At 41.8% G+C, this 15,682-nt stretch carries 16 protein-coding genes; 14 read left to right on the top strand and 2 right to left on the bottom strand.

All coding sequences use genetic code 11. The features are described from left to right. The first annotated feature begins 6 nt into the window (after positions 1 to 6). The 8 genes from M8E35_RS20305 to M8E35_RS20270 all read left to right on the top strand — a co-directional run bounded on the left by M8E35_RS20305 (position 7) and on the right by M8E35_RS20270 (position 4,724). Entirely contained in the window at positions 7 to 1,404 is a 1,398-nt protein-coding gene (locus M8E35_RS20305; protein ID WP_252471754.1) for a hypothetical protein, read from the top strand. Between the two features lie 12 nt (positions 1,405 to 1,416). Next, complete coding sequence (locus M8E35_RS20300) at positions 1,417 to 1,689, top strand: hypothetical protein (protein WP_252471752.1); 273 nt, start codon at positions 1,417 to 1,419, stop codon at positions 1,687 to 1,689. Between the two features lies 1 nt (position 1,690). Further along, positions 1,691 to 1,822: a CD1375 family protein gene (locus M8E35_RS20295; RefSeq protein WP_252471750.1), complete on the top strand. Its 132-nt coding sequence runs from the start codon at positions 1,691 to 1,693 to the stop codon at positions 1,820 to 1,822. A 34-nt stretch (positions 1,823 to 1,856) separates the two neighbouring features. After that, complete coding sequence (locus M8E35_RS20290; protein ID WP_252471748.1) at positions 1,857 to 2,015, top strand: hypothetical protein; 159 nt, start codon at positions 1,857 to 1,859, stop codon at positions 2,013 to 2,015. 111 nt (positions 2,016 to 2,126) lie between these two features. Further along, complete coding sequence (locus M8E35_RS20285; RefSeq protein ID WP_252471746.1) at positions 2,127 to 2,402, top strand: hemolysin XhlA family protein; 276 nt, start codon at positions 2,127 to 2,129, stop codon at positions 2,400 to 2,402. 25 nt (positions 2,403 to 2,427) lie between these two features. After that, the gene (locus M8E35_RS20280; protein ID WP_252471745.1) at positions 2,428 to 3,345 is read left to right on the top strand and encodes an N-acetylmuramoyl-L-alanine amidase family protein; all 918 of its coding nucleotides are present in this window, start codon (positions 2,428 to 2,430) and stop codon (positions 3,343 to 3,345) included. A gap of 1 nt (position 3,346) precedes the next feature. Continuing rightward, positions 3,347 to 3,523 (top strand): hypothetical protein, encoded by a 177-nt coding sequence (locus M8E35_RS20275; RefSeq protein WP_252471743.1) that lies wholly within the window; start codon positions 3,347 to 3,349, stop codon positions 3,521 to 3,523. A 742-nt stretch (positions 3,524 to 4,265) separates the two neighbouring features. Beyond that, entirely contained in the window at positions 4,266 to 4,724 is a 459-nt protein-coding gene (locus M8E35_RS20270; protein ID WP_252471741.1) for a VOC family protein, read from the top strand. Between the two features lie 103 nt (positions 4,725 to 4,827). Here M8E35_RS20270 and M8E35_RS20265 read toward each other — a convergent pair whose 3' ends face one another. Then, complete coding sequence (locus M8E35_RS20265) at positions 4,828 to 6,405, bottom strand: tetratricopeptide repeat protein (protein ID WP_252471739.1); 1,578 nt, start codon at positions 6,403 to 6,405, stop codon at positions 4,828 to 4,830. A 586-nt stretch (positions 6,406 to 6,991) separates the two neighbouring features. On the opposite strand from M8E35_RS20265, the gene M8E35_RS20260 reads away from it, so the two are divergent. Continuing rightward, positions 6,992 to 8,374: an ATP-binding protein gene (locus M8E35_RS20260; protein ID WP_252471737.1), complete on the top strand. Its 1,383-nt coding sequence runs from the start codon at positions 6,992 to 6,994 to the stop codon at positions 8,372 to 8,374. A gap of 139 nt (positions 8,375 to 8,513) precedes the next feature. Here M8E35_RS20260 and M8E35_RS20255 read toward each other — a convergent pair whose 3' ends face one another. Continuing rightward, positions 8,514 to 9,428: a phosphotransferase gene (locus tag M8E35_RS20255; RefSeq protein ID WP_252471735.1), complete on the bottom strand. Its 915-nt coding sequence runs from the start codon at positions 9,426 to 9,428 to the stop codon at positions 8,514 to 8,516. Between the two features lie 327 nt (positions 9,429 to 9,755). Here M8E35_RS20255 and M8E35_RS20250 point away from each other — a divergent pair, with 327 nt between their 5' ends. The 5 genes from M8E35_RS20250 to cutC are packed head-to-tail and all read left to right on the top strand — an operon-like array spanning position 9,756 to position 15,681. Then, positions 9,756 to 10,055, top strand: a complete 300-nt coding sequence (locus tag M8E35_RS20250; RefSeq protein ID WP_252471733.1) for a BMC domain-containing protein — start codon at positions 9,756 to 9,758, stop codon at positions 10,053 to 10,055. Between the two features lie 27 nt (positions 10,056 to 10,082). Beyond that, a complete protein-coding gene (locus M8E35_RS20245) occupies positions 10,083 to 10,373 on the top strand; it encodes a BMC domain-containing protein (protein ID WP_252471731.1) in 291 nt (96 codons plus the stop codon). Positions 10,374 to 10,428: 55 nt separating this feature from the next. After that, complete coding sequence (locus M8E35_RS20240; protein WP_252471729.1) at positions 10,429 to 11,922, top strand: acetaldehyde dehydrogenase (acetylating); 1,494 nt, start codon at positions 10,429 to 10,431, stop codon at positions 11,920 to 11,922. Between the two features lie 27 nt (positions 11,923 to 11,949). After that, positions 11,950 to 13,086: a 1-propanol dehydrogenase PduQ gene (locus M8E35_RS20235; RefSeq protein ID WP_252471727.1), complete on the top strand. Its 1,137-nt coding sequence runs from the start codon at positions 11,950 to 11,952 to the stop codon at positions 13,084 to 13,086. Between the two features lie 51 nt (positions 13,087 to 13,137). Further along, positions 13,138 to 15,681: a choline trimethylamine-lyase gene (gene cutC, locus M8E35_RS20230; RefSeq protein WP_252471725.1), complete on the top strand. Its 2,544-nt coding sequence runs from the start codon at positions 13,138 to 13,140 to the stop codon at positions 15,679 to 15,681. The last annotated feature ends 1 nt before the right edge of the window (position 15,682 follow it).

Here is a 15,682-nt window from a genome sequence, read left to right as displayed (position 1 = left end):
TAAGCTATGCAAACGACAGCGAATTTAGGGTTGAAAAAGCCCGAAGGAACAGATGTTGTAAATATCCAAGATTTTAATGATAATGCGGATTTGCTTGACAATTATGCGGCTGCGACATCAATACTCATCGGTGCCAAAGCATCGATAGCCTCGCCCGCGCTTACTGGAATGCCCACAGCACCAACAGCAGGGGTTGATACGAGTACGACACAGGTTGCAACAACCGCTTTTGTGCTCGGCCAAGCTGGGACGACTGCTCCGGTCATGAATGGGGTTGCGGGAATAGGGTCATCGAAGAGATATGCTAGAGCAGATCATGTCCATCCTGTAGATATGAGCAGGACTGGGCAGGCGGATTTTGCTGCGCATTTGGCAGATTATACGTTACAAGTGCCATTCAAAGTTACTACAGGGGTTGCTAATACCTATGTTGCGACCTTGACTCCTGCTTTGACTTCGTATGTAGCAGGAGTAGCGATATGTGTAAAAATCAATGTCGCAAACACAGGTACTTCTACTATTAATGTAAATGGATTAGGTGCAAAATCAATACTTGATAGTAAAGGGTCTGCAATGATATCAGGGAAGCTAAGGCTTAATGGTGTTTATACTCTGAGATACGATGGCACAAGTTTTATATTACAGGGTGAAGGAGGTGAATACGGAACAGCAATAGCATCCCAAGTCCTGACTGGTTATACAGTTGGAACTGATAATGGATTAATTAGTGGCACGATGCCCATACGAGCAGGAGACACTGCGGTTCTGGCTAGTTCTGTTACCGGAACTACGTTGAAGCTAAGAGCGTCAAATGGATACAGAGACGGTGTATATGATAATGTAACAATCACCGATGCTGATTTTATAGACGCAAATATTCTATTCGGCAAGGATGTCTTCGGCTTGACTGGAACATACAGCAACATCAAGAGTATTCAACGAGGGTCGCTATACACCGTTGGGTCAGGATCATATTTGGACATCCCCATAGCAAGCGTTGACCCAGCCAAATCTATCGTCAAGATTACGAGTAATTATGCCGAGGGTGACGCTCCTAATACTATGACGGTTATTGCTGCCACTATTACTTCAGCTACTAACATCAGGCTAATTGCCTATGGTAGTATGGCTGATACCGCGTTTGTAACATGGGAAGTTATCGAGTTTAATAATGTCAAATCTAAGCAGTCAGGAGTTATAGCTGGCACAGCAACATCGGCAACAATTTCAGCGGTTGATTTAACAAAATCTATTTTGTTTGTGTCATTCACTACAGAAAATGGTGATTACGATGTGCTGGAAACTTCTGCACGAGCGGTACACCTATCTAGCCCAACAACGATAACTCTTAAAAGCCGTACTACTCTAACTACAACATATTGGCAAGTTATAGAATTTAACTAAGGGGGTAAAAAAATGCGGGTAATAACGATCATTGAAAATAAAGTGGTTGGTGTTAAAAACGTATGTGATGCCTACGAACTTGAATCCAATGATGTTGTTTCAGACCTCGGAGAACTAGGGCAGATTCAGCAAGGGGATGGAAGTTTTATCACGCCAGAGCCAACACACGTAACCATTGGCCCTACAATCGAGGAACGATTTGCAGAAGTTAACGCAAATCAATTAGTCCTTATGGATGTTCTCGCAACAATGTTCGAGGCTATGCTCGAGAAAGGGACGGTATAACATGGTTGAAATGTACTTTAAATTAGTCAAAGAGGGCAGACGCCAAATGACGCCAAGTGGCCTGTTGGTCCAAGTCCCAGAAAAATACTTAGCCGATGTTCAGACTATGCTGGATGCTCAAAATGTTAGTTAGGTTTATCGTTTGGCTAATGAGGGGAGGTGATATCATGGTAGATATGTATTTAGCCTTAGTTATGAATCATAGGCGTCAAATTCCAGCAGGTGGCCCATTGGCTCAAGTGCCAGCAATGTACAGCGTTGCAGTAATGGCTGACTTAACAGCATTGGGGCTTGACGGATACGGTAATCTAATCGTAGCGGAATAATTTAAAATAGGGCAAAGAGGACACCATAGAGGGTATTTTTTTTTTTGCCCTATTACTACATAGTAGACGCATTATGCGCAGTAAAACTCCTAAATAGCGGGCGTTGTTTTTATGTCTTATAGAAAGGATAGTGGCAATATGGGGGATCAAGAAGTACTAATAGACATAAGAGAACGTCTTGTAAGAGTCGAAACAAAACTTGATACCCAAAACGGATTACGAGAAAAGGTAGACTGTATCGAAACCAAGGCCACAGAGACGGAAGCCAGGTCAAAATCAAACACTCACCGCATCGACAAACTCGAAGCAAATAATACATGGCTCTGGCGCACAGTCGTCGGGGCCATTATTAGTGCAGCGATTTCTGTACTGGCTATTTTCAAATGAGCTTTTATTCGGAGGAGCTGGTTAAATGAAAGCAGTCATAAATTACGGCCACGGCCCTAAAGACGTTGGTCATGATCCCGGAGCGATCGGGCCAACTGGTTACCAAGAGACCACACAAAACAAAGAAGTTGGGGAGAGGGTCGTCAATAAGCTTAAAGTCAACGGCTGGGAAATCCTTGCCATTCAAGATGGAGACCTCTGGGATGTGACAAACGGAGCCAACGATTTCAATCCGGACTACTTTTTATCAATCCACGCCAACTCCTTCGCTGATAATATTGCCCATGGGGTTGAAACGATAGCCTTGGCAGCTGGCGGGATGGGGGAAAAGATGGCTAAGGAGATCCAGAAGGAGTTAGTCGCCGCAACAGGTCTCACTAATCGGGGAGTAAAGTTTAATAATCTCCACGTGCTCAGGGAAACGGATTGCCCGGCAACTTTGGTGGAGATCGGATTTATCTCGAATCCCGCTGAAGAGGCACTCATGAAACAGGACTTATTTGATGAGACGGTAGCCTCGGCTATCTGCAGGGGCTTTAGTCGTGCTGTCGGCGTCCCTTATACAGAAGCGGTTAATCCTGTTGCTCCAAACCCCGAACCTACCGTGATGTACCGCATCATTATAGATAACAAGCAGTCTATGGCATTAAGCTCCCAAGATGACGCAATTGCCGAAGTGAAAAAAAGCATCGATGCCGGACAAGCACAAAAAGGTTGCGTCCAGCGCAACACTGACTTTGCCAATATTTTTGAGTATGCCAAGGTACAAATAACAACGCCGACGCAGGAAAATCCACCATTGCAGACACTGGACCCTTCGGCAACGCCAGAGAAAGCAGGTATGGGTAAAGAAACGATGACTGTTGAGAAGTTTAGCAGTCAAACTTCTTTGCTGAGAAAAATATTGCAACTTTTATTAGACTATTTTAAAGGTGGAGCTTGATATGCAAAAGAAATGGTATACATCAAAAACACTATGGTCTAACGGTCTTATGCTCGGCGGTGTAATCGTCTTGAATGCTACGGGGCAAGATATTCTCACTCCTGAGGTGCAGGGAGCAATCCTTATTGTAATTAATGTGATCCTGAGGGTACTCACCAAGAAAGAAATTATTTGGTAGAATTAATTTGAATCAATTCTATAAGGGATATAAAGAATTTCTTTTTGGGGTTCTAAAAAATATATAAGAGGGAAAATAATCCTCGCCTAATTTCAAGGTGGGGATTATCTTTATGCATACGATAAGGAATATAAGAACCCTGTGATTTACTTGCAAATGACATAGCAAGATATAATTAAAGTAGGCCTCCCGAGCATTATGGGAGGCCTAACGATTTTTTGCTTGATACTGACCACATGAAAGTAAACTAAACAGTAAAAAGAAAACTAAATAGATAAGAATTTATAAAGTTCATACTCGTTTGCAAATAGATGAAAGAGTCGATGAAAGGCAATTGGTGATATCATTTTCACTTTGAATTAATAATAAGTTTTGCTTAACGGGTTTCGACAGCTTTCTCTTTGATTTTATGTCATAATAGGTAAAATCAGATTTATACAATATGTACCATACTAAAGAAAAATCGTAATATAGGTTCTACTTGGAGATGGTATATATCATTTCAGGAATTCGAATAACCAGCTAAACAGAAGTACGATATTAAAAAGTACCCAGTACAATTTATACATTTCACCCATGGACTATTAAAGTCTTACATATCAAACTATACAGTTTCATTTCCTAAAGAAGGTGTGGTTTCAGATACATCGACGCTGATACCGGACGCAACTGGGAGCTTAGATAACTGAAACACTAAAAATTTAAGCTATACTCTTAACAAATTATTTGGGAGGTAATGCATATGAAATTTGGAGGTCCGCTTTTAGCTGTAAATGATATTAAAGAATCGAAAAAGTTCTACGAAGACGTCCTCGGGCAGAAAGCAGAACTTGATCTTGGTACACATGTTTCATTTGGGGCCGGTTTTTCGATACAAGAAAAATACGCTGAGCTGATTGGCATCAACCCAAATAGTGTACTAAGGCAATCGAATAATTTCCAGTTGTACTTTGAAGTTGAAGATCTGGACAGTTGGAACACCCGTATCAAGAACATAAACAGTTTAGAGTATATACACGACATCAAGGAATATGAGTGGGGGCAAAGAGTCTTTCGCTTTTATGACCCCGATAGGCACATTATTGAGATCGCTGAAAGCATGGAAAGTGTCGTTAAGCGCTTTTTAAGTCAAGGAATGTCTGTTGAAGAAACAGCAAAGCGTTCCATGTTCCCTATTGAATTTGTAAAGCAGTGTTTATAAGGTCCGAATAAGACAGTCCGTAAGGGCTGTTTTTTTTAAAAAAGGTTAAGAGGGCACTCTTAGCAACACATAATATTCGAAATCTAGAAATCAGTCCAGTTGCCTACCTTGGTGTTGCAGATGAATACGCGTTGGCTAAAACAAAGGCAGTGCCATTATATTCGTATTCTTGGGTAAATCTAGTTTTGGCATCTTCATGCGCTCTTACATTGAAATTGTCTTGACTCATTACGATCTCGTTTTTAGATATTTGCCAATCCCCACGGTCTCCGGCCGTAGCATCCCAAATGATGTTGTATCCGTCTTCGCCATTCCAATTTAAAAGGGTTAATTCGGGATAACTCTCGCTCTCACCACTTGTAGTTATTAGTCCCAAGACAGGGAACGAAATTCCTTCAAGATTATATAATTTAATGCTTATTGGAAACATCGAAAAGTCAAGATTCGAATCGTTGCTTCCAATTTGAAATTTAGCTTGCTCCTCAAATGCTTTGCCATTCCAATGTAAGATAGCGAGTGAGCGCGTTTTAAGGTAATAAGCGATAAGCTCGTTTTTCATATCATTATCTAAGTCGAATAGATAATGATCATTATCAGGAATGCTGTAGCCCTTAGGCAAAACCTCTCCAGTAACTTTAATTGGCACAGGCGAATCCGAGGATGCAACTATTTGTTTAGCAACAATGCTCTGAGTATTGTTGTCTAGGACCAAATATCGGCGATCTATATTATCAGAACTTGAGCTAGACTCCTTTTTCAGAAACAGGTATGTAGTGTCTTTGTATTTGCGCCCAGGTATAATAGTAAGTGATTCCCCGCCAAAATAGCTGCCGCGGCGGGCTCCAAAGGTTCTTATAATATTAATATCCAATTTGTAGTTTCCCGGAGCTAGATCATACGAGCTAACAAGTCCGGTCTCTTTGTCGTATTGAACTTCAGCCAAAGTACCATCACTTTTGGTTAATGTGACCTTTGGTTTGTCAGCGGATGTTACGGATTCGATGTTGATGTAGTCGCTTAAGGCAAGCTCAAACTCGATAGCTCCGAAAGCAGGATGAACAATTTCATTTAGTTTGGCAATAAGATCATGGCCACCCGCAGAAATAAAGGCGCTTGAATCACCAAGCCGATTAAGTTCGTTAAGGAGATTTTTAGCACCTAAGTAATATTTGTCTTTTCCGTACCCAGTATTATAGTAGTAATCGTAAAGAGGTTTGAAAGTGTTGATCTCTCGGGCAGCTGATTTGGCTAAGCAATTGGCATACTCTTCTGATGCAGGATATTTCTCCTGTAATATTTTTAAAATATCACCTGACCTAGTCTCGTCACTAAAATTAAGCTCAAACAGCTTTCCATATGCGAAGGCAACTTTGGCGTGCTCTGGGTACTTGGAGATGAAGGCGCGAAAAGCTTCATCGGCTTCGGGTTTTTGTTCAATATTTAATAGCGTTGTAGCCATGGCTAAGCTTTGATTAGGTTGATAGACTGACTTAAACCAGTAGCTCCATCCCGATGCGACTAGGAGAACAGCTAAGATTGAGAAAAGGACAACCTTGATTTCTTTCGGTTTTCTAGAACTTATTTGGGCACTTACCGCAATTTCCGCAACCTTACAGTTTTCGTCTTCAGGCAACTGTTCAGTAACCTCTTCATCTTCTAATGTTGAGAGTGTAGTGTCCATTCGGACAGGTCTCCCGCAGTTAGGGCAATAGTGGTAAGGTCCAACTTCATGGTCACAAGTACACTTCACGTTGTATCCCCCTTTAGTTCACTTTAAACAGATACTAACAGCAATTGAGGATTCACCTGTTCTTCATTTTTTGACCAATCTTCCTCAATACGTTATACGACTGTGGACTAGATTTTTAGGGGGACCACCAACTGAATGTATTCCGCAGGTGATTCCCTCACTACATACAGTGTGGCCTTTATAATTTTACAATTTGGTGACAAATTTAAGACCAATACAACCCAGGCAATTTGCCTGGGTTTTGGTACATAATATTGATTGTTAGTAGTATATGCAATTAAGTTTTGATGAGCGTATTATGAACCCCGCTTTAAGATTCACTCTGACGTAAATAATTTTGAATTGGGACGAAACGATCTAAAATTTACCGAATCAAGCAGGAAAGTGTTAAAAACTTATAGAATTTTACATTAATTATACAGTTTTGTTTTTTTATTACTTATGAAAACGGTAAGCCAGGGCTTATGGTAATCAGCATTGAATATTTGATCAAAAATAGTTGGATAGGGGTTACAGCATGGGATTGTTTCAATCGCAACCAATTTCTGAGAATGAGGAAAACGCTATTGATGGGATTATGAGTTACGACAATTATAATCAAACCAGGAAATTTGCTCTTATTTTATTCTCGATAAACTTTATTTTTCTTTTTATTGACTGTAATAACAGAGCAAAGGGCCTCTGGGCAATTAATGAAGCATATTATTATGTGTTTCATACTCATGTTGTTTTAGCTTTGGTTACACTCATGTTTATTTTGGTTTCCTACAGAGTTATACTCCACTCTGCAAATGAGATAACTTTATTTCATAAAGTATTTGCAATTCTTTTTGCCTTTTTTGCACTAAACTATTCAGCTATAATATCTGGATGGATTAGTCAAGAGATCAATAGGCCAAGTAATGTTTATGTTATTGCATGCTTTTCAGTTGCCGTAATGGTAAATTTTAAATCGAGGGTTTTGGCATTTTTGTATGGATTATCCTGCCTTACTTTTATGATTTCACTAACGGTTAGTCAAGAAGATCCGTATATGAGCTTCGGGTATTATATGGACGTATTTTTATTAGTTGTAATATCATATTTTCTATCAACAGTACTCTATAAATTTAAGCAACAGAATTTGCGGCATAAGTATTATTTAGAGCATTTAGTTATGGAGCGAACTGAGGAATTACAAGCTGCAAATAATTTACTTACCAAGGAAATCATTGAACGTAAACGAACTGAGATAGAGATGGTGCGGCTTGACAGGTTGAATTTAATCGGCGAAATGGCGGCTAGCATTAGTCATGAGGTGCGAAATCCTATGACCACAGTAAAAGGGTTTTTGCAATTGCTTCTGAACAAACAAGACTCAAAGGATAAGGAATATTTTAACCTCATGATAGAAGAACTAGACCGTGCAAATTCTATTCTTTCGGAGTTTCTATCTATTAGTAAAAACAAACCAACTATGTATGAGTGGTACAACATTAATGACGTAGTCACCTCTACATTGCCGCTCGTCCAAGCAGACGCCCAAACCAACGATAAATTATTAGCTATTGAGCTTAATAATGTACCGGATTTACAACTTGATATACAAGAAATACGCCAACTGATTTTAAATCTTGTTCGTAATGGATTCGAAGCAATGTCTAGTGGCGGACAGCTAAAAATAAGAACGTTTTGTACTAAATGCGAGGTAGTCTTAGTCGTAGCGGATCAAGGTACTGGAATTGAACAGTCTCTGCTAGAAAAGCTAGGTACACCATTCTTTACAACGAAGGAACAAGGCACTGGCTTAGGATTAGCCGTATGTTACGGTATAGTTTCACGTCACAACGGAAGGATAATCGTTGAAACCAGTCCTAAAGGTTCCACATTTAATGTTAATTTCGATTTGGGGGAACAGTAAAATTGGCTGTTTGTACTTCTGCTTGCTAGGGAAATCGCAAATTCATATACGTAATTTAAGCCCCGCCTCTTTTAGTGAAGGCGGGGCTTAAATTATGATTCATTTCATTTGTCGATTGGCACTTCTTTTGTTGAGGTGTTCAACTCGTAACCATGCTGGCAATGGAACAATGGGGGGATTTGGTCATTGCTTTGATATTCTTTCGGAAACGTTCATACCTAAACAAGCAATACTCAAGAAAATCATCCCCGTTGTAGTGTCTAATTAAAGCCCAGGCAGTCCAGAGTAAATCTTGAGCCATCATAAAGCATTTTATTTTCAACTCTTCCATAGGAGTCAGTGGCTGTCCGAAGTAGTTCTGAATTAAATGGTGAATAGCTTCGGAAGATAGTTTGGATTCCAGGATGTAGGCAGCCACATCCCAACAGGGATCATTCATGCCAGAATATTCCCAGTCTATAAGATATGTTTTGCCAGTATCATCAGTGATAAAGTTTTCAGGTACTGTGTCATTGTGACAGGGCACCAAAATTGTATTTTTGATATTTTTTTGGACGAAAGTGACTAACTGGTCTCGTAGAGTTGTGTAATCAAAGAAAAGGTCGCCGTGCAATTGTTGGATAATCAGTTCGTATTTGGAAAGCTCTGCTTGCCAATCGAAGCGGTTCAAAAAACCCTTGGGATATGAGTGGATTCTCTTCATTATAATCGAAACGGAATCCAGGTTTTTGGGTGAGCCAGGATCAGCTTGAGCCAAGTTTTGGCTATTTTTTATGTTTATGCTTATTTTGATTCCGCTGTATTCATCAAAGTAAATGCAATCGGAGTTCACGCCTAACTCAGAGGCAATATTATTATTGACTCTCTCTATTTTTCGATCAATAATCTGTTCCGTCATGCCGCCGGGTTGCCTGATGACATATTCAATACCCTTAATGTTCATGATGTAGTTGTAATTGGTAAGTCCGCCGGCAAAGCGGGATTTATCAAAGACAATGCTTTCATCATGAAAAGCATGGCGCAGTTTTTCTTGGACTAATTCTTCCATTCTCATAAATATCTCCACCAAGTTATTAACTTGTATTTTAGGATTATTTGTTAATTTACTTTAGCAAATAATCCTAACAAAATCAATGCTTGGACAAATGAATTTCGGATAAGTGAATTTTGAACTAAGGTATCGATTGTGCAAAAAAATCACTTTAATACAATAACCAAATATTGCTGGATACAATAATGCTAATTATACATATTCATTCTTCAAAAAAAAATTTTCTGCATGCGATACTATTAAAGTACAAATTATCGGTTTAGTTAAAAAGTAAAACTGACAATCCTAAGAAGTTTAAATTTAATAGAAAGAAGAAGAGGGGTTGTTTCAATGAAATACTCTGGAGAAGAGGCATTAGGTCTTATTGAAACAAGAGGCATGGTTCCGGCAATTCAAGCGGCAGATGTCATGTGTAAAACGGCTGACGTTGTTCTTGTTTCGTATGAAAACATGGGTTCCGGACTTGTCACGGTCATGGTTAAAGGGGATGTAGCAGCAGTGAGGTCGGCTGTAGAAAACGGTGCAGCAGCCGCAGCAGCCATTGGAGAGTTGACAGCCTTCCACGTTATGCCGCGTCCCATCAGCCGAGTAGGCAAGATTGTTTCGAGTCATGACATTGATGCGGAATGAAACATTGATTTGGAAAGGGGAGTCCGCGTGGACAACAATAGTGCTTTAGGGTTCATAGAAACGTATAGCCTGGTTTCGGTGCTGGAAGCAGCGGATGCCATGTGCAAGGCTGCGGATGTAGAATTGGTTGGGTATGAAAACGTGGCTTCCGGTTTGGTTTCAGTCGTGGTCCGTGGGGACGTGGGCGCGGTGAAAGCGGCGGTAGATGCCGGCGTTAAAGAAGCGGGCAAAGTGGGCCAGATCTATAGCTCCCTTGTGATTGCCAGGCCGCATGCGGAGGTAGAAAAGATTGTCGCCAAATACGTTATCGACTGGTAAATAACGCATTTGTAAAACCATTGATTCTGCGAGGGAAAGGGGGGAGCAACTGAATATGAGTAGAGTTGACAATGATTTGCTCTCCGTCCAAGAGGCTCGAATTCTTGTGGAAAATGCCCGAGAGGCGCAAAAGGAGCTAGCGGCTTTTCCACAAGAAAAACTGGATAAAATCGTCGGGAATATGGCTGAAGCAGCCTATAAACATGCTAGAGAACTTGCAGTGATGTCCCAGGAAGAAACAGGATTTGGTAAATGGCAGGACAAGCTTGTCAAGAATATTTTTGCGAGTGATTTTCTCTTTAAGAAAATCAAGGACATGAAAGTTGTCGGCATTATCAATGAAGACAAAGAAAACAAGACCATGGATATTGGCGTGCCTGTTGGAGTGATTGTTGCGTTGCCACCTTCAACCAACCCTGTATCAACTACTATATATAAAGCGCTGATTGCCATTAAGTCTGGTAATGCGATTGTTTTTTCTCCTCATCCTAAGGCCAAAAAAACAATCACCAAGGTACTTGATATATTAATACAGGCTGCAGAAGAAAGTGGATTGCCAAGCGGTGCCATCGGTTATTTGCGAACGCTGGCCGTGGACGGTACGGTTGCCTTGATGAACCATAAAGATACATCTCTTATTCTGATTACGGGCGTGCCCAAGATGGTCAAGGCGGCGTATACATCTGGAAAACCGACTATTTATGGTGGCCCGGGGAATGGACCCGCCTTTATTGAGCGTTCTGCTGACATTAAAAAGTCCGTAGCAGATATCATTGTCAGCAGAACCTTCGATAACGGAATTGTCTCAGCCTCGGAACAATCCATTGTTGCTGAGGGCTGTATCGCTGATGAAGTAAGGCAAGAGCTCAGGAAAAAGGGAGCTCATTTCATGTCAGAGCAGGAATCAGTTCAGCTCAGTAAGTTATTTTTCCGTCCTGATGGCAGTTTAAATACAGAAATTGTCGGAAAAACGGCGTTAGAGTTGGCGCGGCATAGCGGCATATGTGTCCCCGAGGATACGGTAGTATTGATTTCAGAACAAAAATATGTCTCCTCCAGCAATCCGTATTCAAGGGAAAAACTTTGCCCGGTTCTGGCCTTTTACGTTGAAAAGGACTGGATGAATGCTTGCGAAAAATGCATAGAATTGCTTATAAATGAAGGTCGAGGACATACCTTGGTCATTCACTCGAAGAATGAGAATGTGATCCGGGAATTTGCCCTAAAAAAACCTGTATCCAGAGTACTGGTGAATACGCCGGCGTCATTAGGGGGTATAGGGGCGACAACCAATCTCTTCCCGGCTTTAACCTTGGGTTCCGGTACGGCAGGCGGCGGGTATACCTCTGATAATGTCACCCCCATGAACTTGATTAATATTCGAAAAGTCGGCTATGGTGTACGGCAACTAGAGGATATAACCAAGGGTGCGCAAGTGGAAGAGGTCGCTGAAACAAGCAGAACTCGTTGCTTCGTCGATGGTTGTTCCATTGAAAGTTCGGGTGATTTAAAAGAGGTGCTCGAAAAATTGCTTGAGCTACTTAAGTAATGCGGAGACGATTGAGGTGACGCGTTAATGAAAAAGTTTGTTATTAAACCGAAGATCTATTTTAACGAGGGATCCATGGAATTTCTTAAAGAAATCAAAGGGTCCTGTGCGTTTATTGTATCTGATTCTGTTATGGAGAAGTTGGGGTACCTTCAAAAAACTATCGATTATCTTAATGAAACAGGGATAAAGTCTGTTGTTTTTACGGAAGTGACTCCTGACCCTGATGTAAGAGTTATTGCCGCAGGGATGAAAAGATACCTGGAAACCAGTGCGGATACTATCGTCGCTTTGGGCGGTGGGTCTGTCATTGATGCAGCTAAGGGCATTTTATACTCTTTGTGGCAGTTCCGAAAAGCTGCCGGAGAGGAATTCAAGAAACCGCTATTCATTGCTATTCCTTCCACAAGCGGGACAGGATCTGAAGTGACGAATTTCGCCGTCATTACTGCCGAAGGGGAAAAGGTGTGTATTGTTGATGAGTGGATGGCTCCGGATATAGCCATACTTGATTCCACTTGCATCCAGCATGTACCCCAGTCCGTGGTGGCAGATACCGGTATTGATGCTTTGGTACATGCCATCGAGGCTTATGTTTCTACGGAGGCGACGGATTGCACTGATGCGCTTGCGGAAAAGGCGATCCAATTAATTTTTGGGAATCTCAGGACTTTATATAAAGATGTGACTGATTCCAGTGCGAGAGAGCGAATTCAAAATGCATCTTGTATTGCGGGTATGGCGTTTACAAATGCCAATCTGGGAATTAACCACAGCCTCGCCCATGCTTTGGGAGGAACGTTTCACATTTCCCACGGGAGATCCAATGCGCTTTTACTGAGTGCAGTGCTTGAATACAATGCTAATTTGAACAGCAATACCAGTAGAAACGTTTCCCAAAAATACGCGAAATTGGCCGCTATATTGCAACTGCCTGCTCGGACTAACCGGGAAGGAACGATAAATTTCATGCAGGCCGTCGCGGATTTGAGGAAATCCCTGGGCATTCCCAGTCGCATTCGCGATTTGGGAATTGATAAAAGCAACTTTGAGAACGAAGTAAGTAATATGGTTGAGCTGGCCCTTCATGATCGGTGTACCCCCACCAATCCTAGACAACCATCCAAAGAAGATCTGATCGGTATCTATCAAAAAGCATTTTAATCGATCAATAGAAGCTTATCCTGCTTAATTAAGTAAGAGGAGGAAAGAAAGTTGGATATCAAAGAGTTTTCAAATAAATTTGCGGATGCCACAAAACACTTGTCCCCAGAGGAAACATCCGCCATCATGAAATTGTTTCAGGGGATTTCCAAGGAATTGTCCGCAAACACTCCGGCAACAAACACTGTGACAAAATCACCTGTCTATGAAGGGGAAATCACAGGACTGACACCTCGACTGGAACGACTGAAAGCAGCTTATTTAAAGGTTAAACCAAGTGTTAGTATTTATCGTGCCAGAGCCTTCACCCAAGTGACCAAGGAAAATGTGGGGTTACCCAAAATTCTCCTACGGGCCAAGTGCTTTAGAAAAGCCTGTGAGACTGCTCCCTTGGTGATTCAAAACGATGAGTTGATTGTAGGACATCCTTGTGGTAAACCAAGAGCTGGTGCAGTATCCCCGGATATTGCCTGGAGATGGGTTCGGGACGAACTAGACACCATGTCAACTCGGCCCCAGGATCCCTTCCAAGTCAGTGAGGAGGACAAGCGGATTCTGCGGGAAGAAATCTTCCCCTACTGGGAAGGAAAGAGCCTAGATGAGATTTGTCAGAATCAATATGAAGAGGCTGGGGTATGGTCATTTTCTGGCGAATCTTTTGTCAGTGACCTTTCTTACCATCAGGTCAACGGCGGTGGAGACACTTGCCCGGGTTACGATGTCATACTGATTAAAAAGGGTATTAACGCTGTAAGACAGGAAGCTGTCGACAGATTGAACCAATTGTCCATGGAAAATCCGGATGACATGGATAAGATTTACTTCTATAAAGCGGAGATAGAGACTTGTGACGGTATTTTGGCTTATGCCAAACGGCTTTCTGATTATGCAAGAGAACTGGCTGACAGAGAGCATGACTTAGCCCGACAGAAAGAACTTTACAAGATTTCCGATATTTTAACGTCTGTACCAGCTAATCCGCCTCGTACTTTCCATGAAGCACTCCAGTCCATCTGGACCCTAGAATCCTTGTTTGTAGTGGAAGAGAACCAAACAGGTATTTCCCTCGGACGCTTGGATCAATACATTTATCCCATGTTCAAGGCCGACATGGAAGCAGGCCGAATGAACAAATTAGAAGCCTTTGAACTGCTGAGTAGTTTTATTATTAAATGCTCCGAAGTAATGTGGCTCTCCAGTGAACTGGGAGCAAAGTATTTTGCAGGCTATCAACCGTTTATCAACTGTACTATTGGCGGACAGAAGAGAACCGGTGGTGACGCAACCAACGATCTGACGTATCTGATTATGGATGCCGTTCGTTTCACTAAGATGTATCAACCGTCTCTGGCTTGCCGGATTCACAACAAATCACCGCAACAATATTTGAAGAAGATCGTCGACGTTGTTAAAGCAGGGCTTGGATTCCCCGCCTGTCACTTTGATGATTCTCATATCAAAATGATGCTTGCCAAGGGATTCTCCATAGAAGATTCACGGGATTATTGCCTTATGGGCTGCGTAGAACCGCAAAAGTCCGGCCGAATTTATCAATGGACATCCACCGGTTATACCCAATGGCCTATTGCTATAGAATTTGTTCTTAATCGCGGTATGATGAAATGGCATGGCACCATGCAAGGTCTAGACACAGGAGATCTTGACAATATCAAGACCTATGAAGAATTTGATGCTGCCTGCAAACAACAAATCGAGCATATTATCCGCTTATCTGCCATAGGAACTCTTGTCAGCCAGCGGGTTCACAGAGACGTAGCTCCAAAACCCCTCATGTCTTTACTGGTAGAAGGGTGTATGGAAAAAGGCACCGATGTTACAAACGGTGGCGCTCTAGTCAATTGCGGCCCTGGACTTATCTTCTCCGGCTTAGGAACCTATGCTGATTCGATGGCCGCTATTAAAAAGCTGGTTTTTGACGACAAGAAATATACTCTAAAACAAATCCGAGAGGCATTGGTTGCGAACTACGAAGGCTTCGAATCCATTCGCACGGATTGTCTAAATGCACCGAAATATGGAAATGACGATGACTATGCCGATGAAATTGCCTCGGATATCATCATCTGGACTGAACGGGTTCACCAAACCTTTAAAATGCTGTACTCGAACTTTACTCATGGTACCTTATCCATTTCGAACAACACGCCTATCGGAGAAATTACTGGTGCATCCGCGAATGGACGCTTGGCCTGGACACCTTTGTCAGATGGAATTAGCCCGACACAAGGTGCCGACAAATTGGGACCCACAGCTATCATTAAATCGGTCAGCAAGCTAAGTAACGAGTCTATGAATATTGGTATGGTACACAACTTCAAACTGTTACGAGGCATTCTGGAAACTCCGGAAGGAGAAAATGGCCTGATCACCTTGCTCAGAACAGCATCCATCCTCGGAAATGGTCAGATGCAGTTCAGTTATGTTGATAACGAAGTATTGAAGAAAGCGCAAATCGAACCTGACAAGTATCGAGACTTAATCATTCGCGTCGCTGGGTACAGTGCTTACTTCGTAGAACTGTGCAAGGAAGTACAGGATGAAATTATTAGCAGAACAGTGTTAGATCACTTTTAGA

This window comes from Desulfosporosinus nitroreducens (genome assembly GCF_023897015.1).
GTDB lineage: Bacteria > Bacillota > Desulfitobacteriia > Desulfitobacteriales > Desulfitobacteriaceae > Desulfosporosinus > Desulfosporosinus nitroreducens.
The sequence above is the reverse complement of the archived record's forward strand: the minus strand, read 5'-3'. Positions and strand labels throughout refer to the sequence as shown.

Coding starts and splice junctions, on each gene's coding strand:
- M8E35_RS20260 (WP_252471737.1), top strand. CDS start 6,992: ATGGGATTGTTTCAATCGCAACCAATTTCTGAGAATGAGGAAAACGCT.
- M8E35_RS20255 (WP_252471735.1), bottom strand. CDS start 9,428: ATGAGAATGGAAGAATTAGTCCAAGAAAAACTGCGCCATGCTTTTCAT.
- M8E35_RS20285 (WP_252471746.1), top strand. CDS start 2,127: ATGTCTTATAGAAAGGATAGTGGCAATATGGGGGATCAAGAAGTACTA.
- M8E35_RS20305 (WP_252471754.1), top strand. CDS start 7: ATGCAAACGACAGCGAATTTAGGGTTGAAAAAGCCCGAAGGAACAGAT.
- M8E35_RS20295 (WP_252471750.1), top strand. CDS start 1,691: ATGGTTGAAATGTACTTTAAATTAGTCAAAGAGGGCAGACGCCAAATG.
- M8E35_RS20240 (WP_252471729.1), top strand. CDS start 10,429: ATGAGTAGAGTTGACAATGATTTGCTCTCCGTCCAAGAGGCTCGAATT.
- M8E35_RS20275 (WP_252471743.1), top strand. CDS start 3,347: ATGCAAAAGAAATGGTATACATCAAAAACACTATGGTCTAACGGTCTT.
- M8E35_RS20270 (WP_252471741.1), top strand. CDS start 4,266: ATGAAATTTGGAGGTCCGCTTTTAGCTGTAAATGATATTAAAGAATCG.
- M8E35_RS20300 (WP_252471752.1), top strand. CDS start 1,417: ATGCGGGTAATAACGATCATTGAAAATAAAGTGGTTGGTGTTAAAAAC.
- M8E35_RS20265 (WP_252471739.1), bottom strand. CDS start 6,405: ATGGACACTACACTCTCAACATTAGAAGATGAAGAGGTTACTGAACAG.
- M8E35_RS20250 (WP_252471733.1), top strand. CDS start 9,756: ATGAAATACTCTGGAGAAGAGGCATTAGGTCTTATTGAAACAAGAGGC.
- M8E35_RS20235 (WP_252471727.1), top strand. CDS start 11,950: ATGAAAAAGTTTGTTATTAAACCGAAGATCTATTTTAACGAGGGATCC.
- M8E35_RS20290 (WP_252471748.1), top strand. CDS start 1,857: ATGGTAGATATGTATTTAGCCTTAGTTATGAATCATAGGCGTCAAATT.
- M8E35_RS20280 (WP_252471745.1), top strand. CDS start 2,428: ATGAAAGCAGTCATAAATTACGGCCACGGCCCTAAAGACGTTGGTCAT.